Source organism: Streptomyces sp. MMBL 11-1 (assembly GCF_028622875.1).
Taxonomy (GTDB): domain Bacteria; phylum Actinomycetota; class Actinomycetes; order Streptomycetales; family Streptomycetaceae; genus Streptomyces.
Genome location: NZ_CP117709.1, coordinates 6,505,071 through 6,518,776, shown reverse-complemented (window position 1 = coordinate 6,518,776; position 13,706 = coordinate 6,505,071). Strand labels below are relative to the sequence as shown.

Annotated in this window: 13 protein-coding genes; 2 read left to right on the top strand and 11 right to left on the bottom strand. The window is 72.7% G+C overall.

Going from position 1 to position 13,706, the window contains the following annotated elements; genetic code table 11:
• Nucleotides 1-17: 17 nt before the first annotated feature.
• The 8 genes from PSQ21_RS28985 to PSQ21_RS28950 form a co-directional block, all read right to left on the bottom strand.
• Entirely contained in the window at nucleotides 18-2,600 is a 2,583-nt protein-coding gene (locus PSQ21_RS28985) for a polynucleotide kinase-phosphatase (RefSeq protein WP_274034251.1), read from the bottom strand.
• On the bottom strand, nucleotides 2,597-4,105 hold the full coding sequence (locus tag PSQ21_RS28980) for a 3' terminal RNA ribose 2'-O-methyltransferase Hen1 (protein ID WP_274034250.1): 1,509 nt from the start codon (nucleotides 4,103-4,105) through the stop codon (nucleotides 2,597-2,599). The genes PSQ21_RS28985 and PSQ21_RS28980 overlap by 4 nt, the downstream gene beginning before the upstream one ends.
• A gap of 95 nt (nucleotides 4,106-4,200) precedes the next feature.
• Nucleotides 4,201-5,130: a homocysteine S-methyltransferase gene (gene mmuM, locus PSQ21_RS28975; RefSeq protein WP_274034248.1), complete on the bottom strand. Its 930-nt coding sequence runs from the start codon at nucleotides 5,128-5,130 to the stop codon at nucleotides 4,201-4,203.
• 57 nt (nucleotides 5,131-5,187) lie between these two features.
• Entirely contained in the window at nucleotides 5,188-6,111 is a 924-nt protein-coding gene (locus tag PSQ21_RS28970) for an LLM class F420-dependent oxidoreductase (protein ID WP_274034246.1), read from the bottom strand.
• A 238-nt stretch (nucleotides 6,112-6,349) separates the two neighbouring features.
• The gene (locus tag PSQ21_RS28965) at nucleotides 6,350-6,850 is read right to left on the bottom strand and encodes a DUF6099 family protein (protein WP_274034244.1); all 501 of its coding nucleotides are present in this window, start codon (nucleotides 6,848-6,850) and stop codon (nucleotides 6,350-6,352) included.
• A gap of 124 nt (nucleotides 6,851-6,974) precedes the next feature.
• Complete coding sequence (locus PSQ21_RS28960; RefSeq protein WP_274034242.1) at nucleotides 6,975-7,334, bottom strand: nucleotide pyrophosphohydrolase; 360 nt, start codon at nucleotides 7,332-7,334, stop codon at nucleotides 6,975-6,977.
• A 187-nt stretch (nucleotides 7,335-7,521) separates the two neighbouring features.
• On the bottom strand, nucleotides 7,522-7,926 hold the full coding sequence (locus PSQ21_RS28955; protein ID WP_006128240.1) for a cell division protein SepF: 405 nt from the start codon (nucleotides 7,924-7,926) through the stop codon (nucleotides 7,522-7,524).
• A gap of 196 nt (nucleotides 7,927-8,122) precedes the next feature.
• Nucleotides 8,123-8,920 carry a DeoR/GlpR family DNA-binding transcription regulator gene (locus PSQ21_RS28950; RefSeq protein ID WP_274034239.1) on the bottom strand — a complete coding sequence of 266 codons (798 nt, stop codon included), beginning with the start codon at nucleotides 8,918-8,920 and terminating at the stop codon, nucleotides 8,123-8,125.
• Between the two features lie 229 nt (nucleotides 8,921-9,149).
• Between PSQ21_RS28950 and PSQ21_RS28945 the strand changes: the two genes are divergently transcribed.
• Both PSQ21_RS28945 and PSQ21_RS28940 read left to right on the top strand, forming a co-directional pair.
• Nucleotides 9,150-10,037, top strand: a complete 888-nt coding sequence (locus tag PSQ21_RS28945; RefSeq protein ID WP_274034237.1) for an SIS domain-containing protein — start codon at nucleotides 9,150-9,152, stop codon at nucleotides 10,035-10,037.
• Nucleotides 10,038-10,051: 14 nt separating this feature from the next.
• The gene (locus PSQ21_RS28940; protein ID WP_274034235.1) at nucleotides 10,052-10,717 is read left to right on the top strand and encodes a DedA family protein; all 666 of its coding nucleotides are present in this window, start codon (nucleotides 10,052-10,054) and stop codon (nucleotides 10,715-10,717) included.
• A gap of 236 nt (nucleotides 10,718-10,953) precedes the next feature.
• Here PSQ21_RS28940 and PSQ21_RS28935 read toward each other — a convergent pair whose 3' ends face one another.
• Genes PSQ21_RS28935 through PSQ21_RS28925 form a run of 3 tightly spaced genes read right to left on the bottom strand, consistent with a single transcriptional unit; the run spans nucleotide 10,954 to nucleotide 13,700 of the window.
• The gene (locus PSQ21_RS28935; protein WP_274034233.1) at nucleotides 10,954-11,523 is read right to left on the bottom strand and encodes a hypothetical protein; all 570 of its coding nucleotides are present in this window, start codon (nucleotides 11,521-11,523) and stop codon (nucleotides 10,954-10,956) included.
• Between the two features lie 57 nt (nucleotides 11,524-11,580).
• Nucleotides 11,581-12,657, bottom strand: a complete 1,077-nt coding sequence (locus PSQ21_RS28930) for a FecCD family ABC transporter permease (RefSeq protein ID WP_274034231.1) — start codon at nucleotides 12,655-12,657, stop codon at nucleotides 11,581-11,583.
• Nucleotides 12,654-13,700, bottom strand: coding sequence for a FecCD family ABC transporter permease (locus PSQ21_RS28925; RefSeq protein WP_274034230.1), 1,047 nt, complete (start codon nucleotides 13,698-13,700; stop codon nucleotides 12,654-12,656). The genes PSQ21_RS28930 and PSQ21_RS28925 overlap by 4 nt, the downstream gene beginning before the upstream one ends.
• Nucleotides 13,701-13,706: the final 6 nt, after the last annotated feature.

Sequence of the window (13,706 nt, the reverse complement as noted above, 5' to 3'; positions counted from 1 at the left end):
CACGGGTTGGACGGCTCTCAGAGGCGGGGGTCCACCGGCTCCGACTCCAGGGCGAGGACGGCGAACACCGCCTCGTGGACCCGCCAGAGCGGCTCGCCATCCGCCAGCCGGTCCAGGGCCTCCAGGCCGAGCGCGTACTCCCGCAGCGCCAGCGAGCGCTTGTGGCCGAGGAACCGGGAGCGCAGGCGCTCCAGGTTCTCCGGGCGGGTGTACTCGGGGCCGTAGACGATACGGAGATACTCCCGGCCGCGCACCTTGACGCCGGGCTGGACGAGCCGGCCCCCGGCGTCCCGGACGAGGGCGCCGAGCGGCTTGACGACCATGCCCTCGCCGCCCCGCCCGGTCATCTCCAGCCACCAGTCCACGCCCGCGCGCACGGAGGCCTCGTCCCCGGTGTCGACGACGAGCCGGCGGGTGATCCGGAGGAGCCCGGTCGGGTCGTGCTCCACGAGCCGGTCCAGCCAGGCGAGCTGCTCGTCGTGCGGCACGGAGGCCAGGGAGCGGCCCTGGACGGCGAGGATCTGGAACGGCGCGAGCCGCACCCCGTCCAGCCCCTCGGTGGGCCAGCAGTAGCGCCGGTACGCCTCGGTGAACGCGGCCGCGTCCCTGGCGCGGGCCCGCTGGAGTCCGGCGAGGCCCGCCACCTCGACGCCCCGGGCGACCGCCTGGTCCAGGGCGGCGACGGCCGGCGGGAAGACCGCGCCGGACGCGGCGCCGACGGCGGCGTACTGCGAGCGCAGCAGCCCGCCGGCCTTGAGCGACCACGGCATCAGTTCGGCGTCCAGGAGCACCCAGTCGGTGTCCCACTCCTCCCAGAGCCCGGCGGCGGTGAGGGCGGTGCGGAGCCGGCCCAGGACCGCCTCGGTCATGGCCGTGTCGTCCAGGAACGGGCGTCCGGTGCGGGTGTACAGCGCACCGGTGGGCCCCGCCGTGCCGAAGCGCGCGGTCGCGGCTCCGGCGTCCTTGCAGACCAGGGCGACGGCCCGGGAGCCCATGTGCTTCTCCTCGCACACGACCCGCTCGACACCGTCGGCGGCGTACTGCGCGAAGGCCTCGGCCGGGTGCTCCAGGAAGCCGTCCTCGCGGGAGGTGGCGGTGGGCGCCATGGTCGGCGGGAGGTAGGCGAGGAGCTGTGGGTCGACGGCGAACCGGCTCATGACCTCGAGCGCGGCGGCGGCGTTCTCCTCGCGCACGGCGACGCGGCCCAGGTGCCGGGTCTCCACGATCCGGCGGCCCTGGACGTCGGCGATGTCCAGCGGCCGGCCTTCCCTTCCCCCGGGTGCCTCGGTGGTCAGCGGTTTGACGGGCTCGTACCAGACCTTCTCGGCGGGTACGTCCACGAGTTCGCGCTCCGGCCAGCGCAGCGCGGTCATCTTCCCGCCGAAGACGGCCCCGGTGTCCAGGCAGATGGTGTTGTTGATCCAGGAGGTGGTGGGGACGGGGGTGTGGCCGTAGACCACGGTGGCGCGGCCCCGGTACTCCTCGGCCCACGGATAGCGCACGGGCAGACCGAACTCGTCGGTCTCCCCCGTCGTGTCCCCGTACAGCGCGTGCGAGCGGACCCGGCCGGAGGTGCGGCCGTGGTACTTCTCGGGCAGCCCGGCGTGGCAGACCACCAGCTTGCCGCCGTCCAGGACGTAGTGGCTGACCAGCCCGTCGATGAACTCGCGTACCTGCCACCGGAACTCGGGGTGCTCGGCGTCCTCGCGCTCCAGCTGCTCGACGGTCTCGGCGAGCCCGTGGGTGAGCTGGACCTTGCGGCCCGCGAGATAGCGGCCGAGCTTGTTCTCGTGGTTGCCGGGCACGCACAGGGCGGTGCCCGACGCCACCATGGACATCACGCGGCGCAGCACGCCGGGGCTGTCGGGACCCCGGTCGACGAGGTCGCCGACGAACACGGCGGTGCGCCCCTCGGGGTGGGCGCCGTCCACATAGCCGAGCTTGCCGAGCAGGGTGTCCAGCTCGGAGCGGCAGCCGTGGATGTCCCCGATGATGTCGAACGGGCCGGTGAGGTGGCGCAGGTCGTTGTAGCGGCGCTCCAGGACCACCGTCGCGCTCTCGGCCTCCTCCTCGGTGCGCAGGACGTGCACCTTGCGGAAGCCCTCGCGCTCCAGGCCGCGCAGGGAACGCCGCAGCTCGCGGCGGTGCCGCTGGATGACGTGGCGCGGCATGGAGGCACGGTCCGGGCGGGCCGCGTTGCGGGCGGCGCAGACCTCTTCGGGGAGGTCGAGGACGATGGCGATGGGCAGGACGTCGTGCTTGCGGGCCAGCTGGACGAGCTGCTTGCGGCTCTCGGACTGGACGCTGGTGGCGTCGATCACGGTGAGCCGCCCGGCCTCCAGGCGCTTGCCCGCGATGTGGTGCAGCACGTCGAAGGCGTCGCGGCTGGCGCTCTGGTCGTTCTCGTCGTCGGCGACCAGGCCCCGGCAGAAGTCCGAGGAGATGACCTCGGTCGGCTTGAAGTGCTTGCGGGCGAAGGTGGACTTGCCCGATCCGCTGGCGCCGATGAGGACGACGAGGGAGAGGTCGGTCACCGGCAGGACGCGCGCGGCTGCGGTCGTGGCGGTTTCCGCGCCGGTGGTGCTGTGGTCGCTGTTCACGCGGCTTCCGCCTCCTTCGTGTCGGTCGTCTTCTCGGTGTGCCTGTCGCGGCTGCCGGTGGTTTCGGTGGCCCGGGTGAACACGGCCATCTGGGTCGGCGGTCCCACCTCGGGGTCGTCCGGCCCGACCGGCACGTACCGGACGGTGTATCCGTGCCGCTCCGCGACCTGCCCGGCCCAGTCCCGGAATTCGGCCCGGGTCCACTCGAAGCGGTGGTCCCCGTGCCGGACGTGCCCGGCCGGGAGGGTCTCCCAGCGGACGTTGTACTCGACGTTCGGCGTGGTCACGAGCACCGTCCCAGGGCGCGCCGCGCCGAACACCGCGTACTCCAGGGCGGGCAGCCGGGGCAGGTCGAGGTGCTCGACGACCTCGCTGAGCACGGCGGCGTCGTATCCCGCCAGCCGCTTGTCCGTATAGGTCAGCGACCCCTGCCGCAGGGTGACCCGGTCGGCCTGGCGCTCCCCCATCCGGTCCAGCTTCAGCCGCCGCGAGGCGATGGTGAGGGCCCGCATCGAGACGTCGACGCCCACGATCTCGGTGAAGCGCACGTCCTTGAGGAGGGCCTGCACCAACTGGCCCTGTCCGCAGCCGAGGTCGAGCACCCGGCGCGCCCCGGCGGCGCGCAGCGCGTCGAGGATCGCGGTGCGCCGGTGCTCGGCGAGCGGAACAGGCTTCTCCTCGGTGTCGGTGCTCTCGTCCACGGCGTTGTCGACGCATCCCACGTCGAGGTCGTCCGACTCGGCGAGCCGCACCAGCTCCAGGGCCTGGTCGGCCTGGCGGGTGAGCCCCCAGCGGTGGGACAGATAGCGCCGGGTGATCAGTGGCCGCTCGGGGTGGTCGGCCAGCCAGCCCTCCCCCGCGCGCAGCAGCTTGTCCACCTCGTCGGGCGCGACCCAGTAGTGCTTGGCGTCGTCGAGCACCGGAAGCAGGACGTAGAGCTGCCGCAGCGCGTCGGCGAGCCGCAACTCGCCCTCCAGCACCAGCCGTACGTACCGGGAGTCGCCCCACGCGGGGAACTCCTCGTCCAGCGGTACGGCCGTGACGTCGACACCCGACCAGCCGAGCGGCGCGAACAGCTTGCGCACCAGCTCGGCGCCGCCCCTGGCGGGCAGGGCGGGCACCTCGATCCGCAGCGGCAACGGGCTCCCGGCCCGCTCGGGCATGGCCCGGCAGACACCGCCGAGCGCGGACTTGAACACGGCGGCGAGGGCGACCGACAACAGCGAGGACGCCGCGTAGGGGCGGTCGTTGACGTACTGCGCGAGCGCCGCGTCGGGTGCGCCTCCCCGGCCCTTGCCCTTGCCGCGCCGCACCAGCGCCACCGGATCCACCTCCAGCAGGAGTGCGGCCGTGCAGCGCTCGGGGGACGCCTCGGGATAGAAGACGTGCGCGGAGCCGTGCGAAGTGGAGAACGTCTGTGCCTTGTCGGGATGCTTGTGCAGCAGGAAGCCCAGGTCCGTGGCGGGACGTTCACGGGTGCCGGTCGTACCGATTGTCAGGAACACCTGTCCGAGTATGATCCTCGCCCCCCGCCCCCACCAGGTATTTTCATCCCCGTCCCGGGACGGGGATGTTCGCCGGGGCGGTCCCGGCGACAGCTCTACGGCGGCCCGTGTCCCTCCAGCCTCCCCGCCAGCTCCGCGACGAGGTCCGGCCCCACCCGGCAGCAGCCTCCGACGAGCCTGGCCCCGGCCCGCGTCCAGGCCCGCACCCGCCCGGGGTCGAAGGTGCCGCACCCGGTCCATCCCCGCGCTCCGGCGTCCCACCCCTCCCCGCTGTTCGGGTAGACCACGGCGGGCCTGCCCGTGACCGCCACCGCCTGCTCCACCGCCGCCCGCGCCTCCTCCGGATCGCAGCAGTTGACCCCGACCGCGAGGGCGGAGTCCCGCCCCGCCGCCACCGCGAACGCCTCCTCCAGCGGCTGACCGGCCCGGGTCCGGCCGCCCGCCACGCTGTACGAGAGCCAGTACGGCAGCCCGGTCTCCTCGGCCACCCGGACCAGGGCTTCGGCCTCGTCCAGGTCCGGCACCGTCTCCAGGGCCAGGGCGTCCGGCCCGGCAGCGGCCAGCGCCGCCACCCGGGGGCGGTGGAAGCGCTCCAGCTCCCGGACGCTCAGCCCGTAACGGCCCCGGTACTCACTGCCGTCCGCGAGCATCGCCCCGTACGGTCCGACCGACGCCGCGACCCAGGTCCGCCGCCCGGGGTCCGCCCGGTGCGCCGCGTCGGCGGCGCCCCGGGCCAGCTCCACGCTGCGGGCGAGCAGAGCCTCTGTCCCGGCCCGGTCGAGCCCGTACCGTCCGAATCCCTCGAAGGTGGCCTGATAGCTGGCCGTGATGAGCACCCGCGCGCCCGCCCGGAGGTAGGCGAGGTGAGCGGCCTCGATCTGTTCCGGCGCGTCGGCCAGCAACCGGGCCGACCACAGCTCGTCGGACAGATCGCAGCCCTGCGCCTCCAGTTGGTTGGAGAGTCCACCGTCCAGCAGGACGGGCCCGGCGTCCAGCGCGTCGGCGAGCGTGGTGCCGGTGCTCACAGCCGCCTCCTCCTCCTCGTCGTCAGGTCGGGGCAGGTCAGGTCAGGTCAGGTCAGGTCAGGTCAGCTGGGACTGGATCTGCGAGGAGATCAGTTCCAGATGGTCCAGGTCGTCCAGATCGAGGACCTGGAGGTAGATCCTCGACGAGCCGATCGCCCCGTAGCTGCCGATCTTGTCGACCACCTCCGCGGGCGATCCCGCCAGCCCGTTCGCCTTGAGCTCCTCCACGTCCCGGCCGATGGCCGCCGCGCGCCGGGCGACCTCCGCGTCGTCCTTGCCCGTGCAGACGATCAGCGCGTTGGAGTACACGAGGTCGTCCGGCGCGCGCCCGTACGCCTGCGCGGCGGCCCTGACCCGGCCGAACTGCCTCTCGCTGTCCTCCAGCGAGGCGAACGGGATGTTGAACTCGTCCGCGTACTGCGCGGCGAGCCGCGGGGTGCGCGTCGCACCGTGGCCGCCGATCAGTACGGGCACCTTGGCCTGGGCGGGCTTGGGCAGCGCGGGCGAATCGGTGAGCTGGTAGTACGTCCCGTCATAGCTGAAGGTCTTGCCGACCTCTGTCGCCCACAGACCCGTGATGATCGCGAGCTGCTCCTCCAGGCGGCCGAACTTCTCCTTCGGGAACGGAATGCCGTAGGCCTTGTGTTCCTCCTCGAACCAACCTGCCCCCAGGCCGAGTTCGACCCGGCCGCCGGACATCTGGTCGACCTGGGCCACCTGAATGGCCAGCACGCCCGGCAGCCGGAACGTGCCGGCGGTCATCAGCGTGCCGAGCCGGATCCGCCGGGTCTCGCGCGCCAGTCCGGCCAGGGTGATCCAGGCGTCCGTCGGTCCGGGCAGCCCGTCGCCGGAGCCCATGCGGAGATAGTGGTCGGAGCGGTAGAAGGCGTCGAAGCCCAGGTCCTCGGCGGCCTTGGCGACGGTGAGCAGGGTGTCGTAGTCGGCCCCTTGCTGGGGCTCGGTGAAGATGCGGAGATCCATGCCCTCCATCCTGCCTCTCCGGCGCCCGCTCACGCCCACCAGCCAGGCCGGACCTCCCCCGCGTCTGCCCCTGTCCCGCTCTCCGACTCCCCCGGCCACCGGCTCCCGTCAGTGCTGCCCGACCCCTCTTCGGCGCCCCCGCCGCCTCCCCTCAGCCGTCCGTACCCCCCTCTTGGCGCCCCCGCCGCCTCCCCTCAGGCGGCCGTAGCCCCTCGCGGCGGCCCTCCGCCTCCCCTCATCAGGGACCCGCCGCCGATGCCGCGGGGCCGCGTATACCGCCGTAGGGACCGTCGCGCTCCCTCTCCCGCTCCGCCAGTCGTCTCAGCATCCCGTGCACGCGGTCCAGCGATTCGTCGGCCGCGTCCATGGCCTCGATGCACTGCCAGTACAGACCGTCCTCCCCCGTGTCGCAGGCCACTCCGACCAGGGCGATCCCGGCCTCACTGAGCAGCAGCGCCAGCCCGGCCAGCGCCGGCCGCACAGCGGCGATCCCGGACAACTGGGCCGCCCTGGCCCCGCCGGAGAGCACCGTCGGGTGATTCAGCGCCGAGCATCCGGCGCCGATCTCCCCCAGCGCCCGCGCCTCGCTCCGTAATTCCACCGGGCCGTACAGCGCCAGCCGACTGCCGACCGCCCGGGCGACCGCCTGCGCCTGCCAGGCCTCCGCCATGACGTCCAGCGCACCCCGGCTGTCCGCCAGAGCCCGCCGTCCCGCCTCGATGAGTCGCTCCGCTTCCATGTGTCTCCCCCGTCCGTACGAAAACCCGCTCACCTCATTCATTACCCACAGTGAGGTAGACAGCACCGTAAAGCCAGAGGAAATCGGAAATCTGTGGACAGGAAGTCGACTGTGGATATCTCACTCACTCCGAAGAGTGACGATCGTGAGGTTCTGGAGCGCTCGGCACGGGGAAGCGCTTCTCGTTCCGCTCCAACTTGGCCGCCAGCGCCGCCGTCGGATCGATGCCCAGGACCTCGCAGAACTGCAGGAGGTAGGCGAGCACATCCGCCACCTCGTCGGCGACCCGGTGGGCCGATTCGGGGCTCTCCATGATCGCGGCCGACTGTTCGGGCGTCAGCCACTGGAAGATCTCCAGCAGTTCCGAGGCCTCGACGCTGAGCGCGGCCGCCAGGTTCTTCGGGGTGTGGTACCGCCCCCAGTCGCGCGCCGCCGCGAACGCGGCCAGCCGCCGCTGGAGTTCTGCCACATCGATGTCTGTCACGGCCTCAGGTCTATCACCGGCCACCGACAGCGCCTCCCCTCGCGCCACTCCGCACGCCCCTCCGCACGAGGGGACGGTCCGACGCGCGGAACGGCGACGGCGCGGAAGGCGGAGACGGCCCGGAACACGGGAGGCGGCGCGGCCGGGGGCGGCGGTCCGGTCCGGCTGCCGCCCCGACTGCCGCTTCCTACGACTGGGCGAGGCCCGCGGGCGTGACCCCCTCGACCTCCATGCCGACCGGCGCGAGCAGGAAGACATTGCGGTCGACGCGGTGCATGCCGCTGCCGAGGCCGAAGACCACACCGCTGCTGAAGTCGAGGATCCGCTTCGCCACGTCCGTTTCCGCCGCCGTCAGGTCGAGCAGCACCGGCACTTGGGCGACCAGGTACTCGGCGACCTCGCGCGCGTCCGCGAAGACCTGCACCCGCAGCACGACGAGGCGCCGCTGTTCGGCCGCGCGCTCGTCCGGGACGGTGCGATGGTCGATCCGCGACGGCCACTCGTCGCGGCCGCGCAGCGGTACGACCTGCGCGAGCCCCTCCCACTGTTCGTCGGTGGCGTCGTATCTGTCATACCTGTCGTACCTGCTCACAGGGCCACCCCGTCATCGAGCCGGTCGGGTTCCCGCCGGCTGCACTCACTGTTCATCGGGCAATCCTCTCGCCCCTCACCCGTTCGGCGTACCAACGACACGGTGAAGTCTCCGTCCGTGTCGCTTCCGGTACCCGACGGACATCGGTTCATTACGTCCCGCGCCGTTCGGACGGCGGTGAGCCGCACCACGCGGATCAGACCGTGATGACCTGGACGCCCGCCTCGCCGAACCGGCCCTTCGCCTCCGCGCAGATGTGGGAGTCGGTGACCAGAACGTCGACCCGTCCGAGGTCGCAGACCCGGGCGAACGCCCGCTTGCCGATCTTCGACGAGTCGGCCGCCACCACCACCCGCTGGGCCCGCTCCGCCAGCAGCCGGTTGACGCTGGCCTCGCCCTCGTGATGGACGTACGCACCGCGTTCGATGTCGATGGCGTTCACGCCGAGGACGGCGACGTCCAGGGTGATCTCGTTCATCACGCCGACGGCGAGCGGGCCCGTCAGCTCGTACGACTGGGGCCTCGCCACCCCGCCCGTCACGACCATCTTGATCTGCGGCCGGATCGCCAGCTCACTCGCGATGTTGAGGGCGTTGGTCACCACGGTCAGCGTCGGCTGCCCGCCCGCCGCCGCCGTCTCGCCCACGATGTCCGGGCGTACCGCCAGAGCCCTGGCGACCTCGGTCACGGTCGTCCCACCGGTCAGGCCGACGACTTCGCCGACGGCCACGAGAGCGGACACCGCGCGGCCGATGGCCTGCTTCTCCGGCGCGTGACGGCCCGTCTTGTAGCGGAGCGCCAGTTCGTAGGAGACCCCGTGCGCCACCGCGCCGCCCCTGGTCCGGGTGAGCAGGTGCTGTTCCGCCAGCTGGTCCAGGTCACGGCGGATGGTCGCGGCCGAGACGTCGAGCGCCGTCGCCGCCTCCTCGACGTCCACCCTGCCGTGCTTGCCGACCAGTTCCAGCAGCGCGTCCCACCGGGCGTCCCTGGACAAGAGCGTCTCCTCACCGTCCGGCGCGGGCACCGCGTTTCGCGGGAACGCGGTCGCCGGTGGCCGGACCGCCGCAAGCGTCGCACAGGGTGCCCGGGGAGCTCTTCACCCACCTGACACCTTGCTTGTTTTTGCTCAATAAGTGCATGTAGCGTGCAGAATTCTACATGCGGGCGATCAGTGCCGCTCAGCCCCGTTCCCGTGGTCCATTTCGTTCCCGTGGAGTGCAGACGTGTCGTATGCCGAGACCGAGACAGCCAGTCAGCCCGCCTGCTGGCGGCGCGCCGCCGCCCTGGCGGGTGGCCCCGAGGCCGCCGCCCTGCCCGTCGCGGGCGAGCGGATCGCGGTCGTCGGCTGCGGTACCTCCTTCTACATGGCGCAGGCCTACGCCGGGCTCCGCGAGGGTTCCGGCCAGGGCGAGTCGGACGCCTTCGCCGCCTCCGAGTTCCCCTTCGGCCGCGGCTACGACCGCGTCGTCGCGCTGACCCGCTCGGGGACCACGACCGAGGTACTGGAGCTGTTGCGGCGGCTGCGCGGCACCTCCCGCACGGTGGCCGTCACGGCGGACCCGCAGACCCCGGTCAGGGCGGCGGCCGACGATCTCGTCGTCCTGGACTTCGCCGACGAACGGTCCGTCGTCCAGACGCGCTTCGCCACGACCGCCCTCACCCTGCTGCGGGCCCACCTCGGCCTCCACTCCGAGGCCGTGGTCGCCGACGCGGAGAGCGCGCTGACCGAGCCACTGCTCGACGGGCTGCTGCGGAGCACGCAGTTCTCCTTCCTCGGGAGGGGGTGGACGGTCGGGCTGGCCCACGAGGCGGCGCTGAAGATGAAGGAGGCGTCGCTGTCCTGGACCGAGTCCTATCCCGCCATGGAGTACCGCCACGGTCCCATCAGCATCTCCACCGTCTCCACCGCGACCTGGATGTTCGGCGAGGCCCCCGAGGGTCTGCCCGAGCAGGTGCGCGCGACGGGCGCCCAGTGGGTGGACAGCCCCCTCGACCCGCTGGCCGATCTCGTCCGCGTACAGCGCCTCGCCCTCGCCCGTGCGGCCGCGCGGGGACTCGATCCCGACCTGCCGCGCCATCTGAGCCGTTCGGTGGTGCTCGACGGCGCCTGAGAGACCATGGACACATGCACCTGCCCCTGTCAGCCGCCCGGCAACCGCTCGCGGCCCCGGAGCCGCAGGGGGGTGTCGTCGGCTGGGCCACCGGGCTGGTCGAGACGTTCGGCGGTCCCGGCGCGGGCGCGGCCATCGCGCTGGAGAACGTGTTCCCGCCGCTGCCCAGCGAGGTCATCCTGCCGCTGACCGGGTTCGCCGCCTCGCAGGGGGTGCTCAGCGTCGCTTCGGCCCTGTTCTGGACGACGCTCGGCTCGGTCGTCGGCGCGGTGGTCCTGTACGGCATCGGCGCCGTGTTCGGCCGGGAACGGATGCACGCCTGGTGGGCGAAGCTCCCCCTGGTCAAGGCCTCCGACCTGGTGCGGACGGAGGAGTGGTTCGCCCGGCACGGCACCAAGGCCGTGCTGCTGGGCCGCATGGTGCCGGTGTTCCGGAGCCTGATCTCGGTGCCCGCGGGCGTGGAGCGCATGCCGCTGCCGGTGTTCGTCGGGCTGACGACGGCGGGCAGCCTGGTGTGGAACACCGTGCTCGTGATGGCCGGATACTGGCTCGGCGACCAGTGGGAGGTGGTCGGGGCGTACGTCGGCGTCGTGTCCAGGATCGTGCTCGCGCTGGCCGCCGTCGCCCTGGTCGGTTACGTCGCGATGCGCGTCCGGGGCCGCCGCCGCGGGCGGCCCTGACGCCAACGCGACCGGGCGAGGGCCGACGCGGCGGGAGAAAAGCCGAAGGGACGCCGAAGGGGCATCGAAGGGGCATCGAGGGTGCGACTCCGCACGACGCGGGCCTGTGCGGTCCGACGCGGACCCCCGTACGGCAGGACTCCGGACGCGCGCCTCAGCGCCGCGCGGCCGGAACCGCCGTCCGGCCCTGCGGTCTCATCGGCCCGTCCCCACGGGGGTGCCTCGCGGCCGCCGGTTCAGGACCCCTCGAAGTAGGCGTCCAGGACGGTGTCCAGCTCGGCCGGCCAGCCCTTGAGCTCGGCGCGGCTCGCCGCCTCGACCTCGGCGTTGAACCAGCGGCGGCTCGACAGGTGGACGGTCACCGTGAACCGGCGGCCGAAGCGCGCCGGGGTGGTCTCCACCGCGCCGATCTCGTCCCAGTGGAACTCGGCCTCCTGGTCGTCCAGCGTGAAGCGGATACCTTCCCCGGCCACCCGGATCGAACCGCGCCGGTCGCTGATCTCGAAGACGGGGCCGTCCTCGACGGCAACGCCCTCGGCCCCGCGCGCGGCCTCCTCGGCGGCGTCCGCCTCCGCTTCCGGTTCCCGGTCGGCGTCGGCCTCCGCAGCCGCCGCCAGAATCTCGTCGTCGCGCTCCGTCTCTGTGTCCGACCCCGGATCCGGAGCAGCGTCCTGTGGACCGGCCTCCGATTCCGGTTCGGGCTTCCGGGTCGCGACGGGTGCCGCCAGTCCGGGCAGGGGGATGAACGCCGGGTCGGTGCCTGCGGCGAACTCGGGCTTCTTGTTCGAATCTATGCTCTGCTCCACGGCGGGCAGTATGGTCGACGAACCTGTACGTGACCAGTCGTCACCGTCCCGCGCCACTCAGAGCACGCCCTTGCGCCATTCCCGTACCAGCAGATAGCCGAGGTACGCGCCGCCGATCGCCATGGTGTAGATGCCGACCGGCAGGTCGTCGAAGAGCACCAGCTGCTGGGAGCAGAGGTCCGCGAGCACCAGCAGCAGGCCGCCGGTGAGGGCGGAGAGCAGCAGGTGCGGGCCGGAGCCACGGGTGAGGCGTTTGGCGATCTGGGGCGCGGTCAGGGCGATGAAGGCGATGGGGCCCGAGACGCTGACCGCGGCGGCCGAGAGGGCGATGGCCAGGACCACGGCGAGGGTCTTGGCCTTCTTCGGCTCGGAGCCGAGCCCCTCGGCGATGTCGTCGCCCATCTCGCCGATGTCGAGCCGCCGGGAGATCAGCGCGGTCAGCGGGGCAGCGGCCAGCAGGACCAGCCAGATGGTGGTGGCGTCGGTCCAGGAGCGGGCCGTCAGGCTGCCGTTGACGTAGGCGGTGAGGACGGAGGCCTTGTCGCGTTCGAGGGCGTAGACGACGTACTGGGTGACGGCCGCGCCCATCGCGGCGACGCCGATCCCGGCGATGACGAGCCGGGCGGGGTTGCGGAAGCCGGTGCCGGTGGAGACGTACACGAGGGCCATCGCGAGGATCGCGCCGAGGAGCGCCCCGATGGCGACGGGGACGGTGTCGGGGAACATCAGGGCGCAGATCGCGGCGCCCGCGCCGGCTCCGGCGGAGAGCCCGATGACGTCCGGGCTGCCGAGCGGGTTGCGGGTGACGGACTGGAACAGCGCGCCGGAGACGCCGAGCGCCGCGCCGACCCCGATGGCGACGGTGAGGCGGGGCCCGCGCAGCCGGTTGAAGACGAACCGGTCCTTGCCCTCGGCATCACCGACGAGCGCGGCGGGCAGGTCGGCGAGGTCGATGCCGAGGCGCCCCCAGGCCAGCGTCGTGACGGCGGCCGCGAGAAGGAGGACGAAGAGCCCGGCGCCCGCGAACACGGAGGCCCGGCGCATGGGTATGGCCACGGTGCGGCCGACGACCAGATAGCCGCGGGGGGCCCGGGGAGCCTTGCGTGCGGGGGCGGTCTGTCCGGTGACGGTCATGAGGTGCCCCGCATCCTGCGTACGGCGATGAGCAGCGCGGGCGCGCCGATGAAGGCGGTGACGACGCCGACCATGAGTTCGGTGGGGCGCATGACGACCCGGCCCACCACGTCCGCGAGGAGCAGGAGGGTGGGGCCGAGCAGGGCGGAGAAGAGGATCTGGGCGCGGAAGTCGACGCCGACCAGGGCGCGTACGACATGCGGGACGGCGAGGCCGACGAAGGCGATCGGACCGACGGCCGCGGTCGCGGCGGCGCTGAGCAGGGTGGCGGCGAGCAGTCCGCCGCCCCGGGTCCGCCCGGGGTGCGAACCGAGGGCGATGGCGGTGGCGTCGCCGAGGGCCAGGGCGTTGAGGCCGGGGCCGAGGACGAGAGCGAGCAGGAAACCGAGCGCCGCGAAGGGCAGGACGGACCAGAAGACGTCGAAGTCCCGGCCGCCGAGCGCTCCGACGACCCAGTAGCGGTAGCTGTCGAACACCTGCGGTTTGCTGAGGGTCACCGCCTGGATGAACGCCATGAGCACGGCGGTGAGCACGGCTCCGGCGAGCACCAGGCGCACCACGCTCGTCCCCGTACCGGCGGAGCCGATGACGTGGACGAGGACGCCGGCGACCAGCGCTCCGGGCAACGCCCACCACATCGTGTCGGTGGCGCCGGAGGCCCCGAGCCAGGCGGTCGCGGCGACGATGCTCGCGGAGGCGCCGGCGTTGATGCCGAGGAGGCCCGGTTCGGCCAGCGGATTGCGCGAGACGCCCTGCATGAGGGTGCCCGCGACCGCGAGGCAGAGTCCGGCGAGGACGCCGAGGACGGTCCGGGGGTAGCGGCTCTCGATGATGACGGTGATGTTGGGGTCGGCGGTGCCCTTGAGGACATCGACGACATCACCGAGCGAGGTGCTGCGACTGCCGAACATGACGCTCGCGCAGAGGGCGAGGGCCAGCGCCGTCAGCGCGGCCAGGCCGAGGAGCAGGAGAAACGCCGGCCGAGCGGCGCCGGTACGGGAGGTACCGGCGCCGCTCGGCGGTGCGACCGTGGTGGTTGCCATGGGGTG

Excerpts from the sequence above, each read along its gene's own strand:
- PSQ21_RS28970 (WP_274034246.1), bottom strand. The coding sequence starts at position 6,111 with ATGGATCTCCGCATCTTCACCGAGCCCCAGCAAGGGGCCGACTACGAC.
- PSQ21_RS28965 (WP_274034244.1), bottom strand. The coding sequence starts at position 6,850 with ATGGAAGCGGAGCGACTCATCGAGGCGGGACGGCGGGCTCTGGCGGAC.
- PSQ21_RS28940 (WP_274034235.1), top strand. The coding sequence starts at position 10,052 with ATGCACCTGCCCCTGTCAGCCGCCCGGCAACCGCTCGCGGCCCCGGAG.
- PSQ21_RS28930 (WP_274034231.1), bottom strand. The coding sequence starts at position 12,657 with ATGACCGTCACCGGACAGACCGCCCCCGCACGCAAGGCTCCCCGGGCC.
- PSQ21_RS28925 (WP_274034230.1), bottom strand. The coding sequence starts at position 13,700 with ATGGCAACCACCACGGTCGCACCGCCGAGCGGCGCCGGTACCTCCCGT.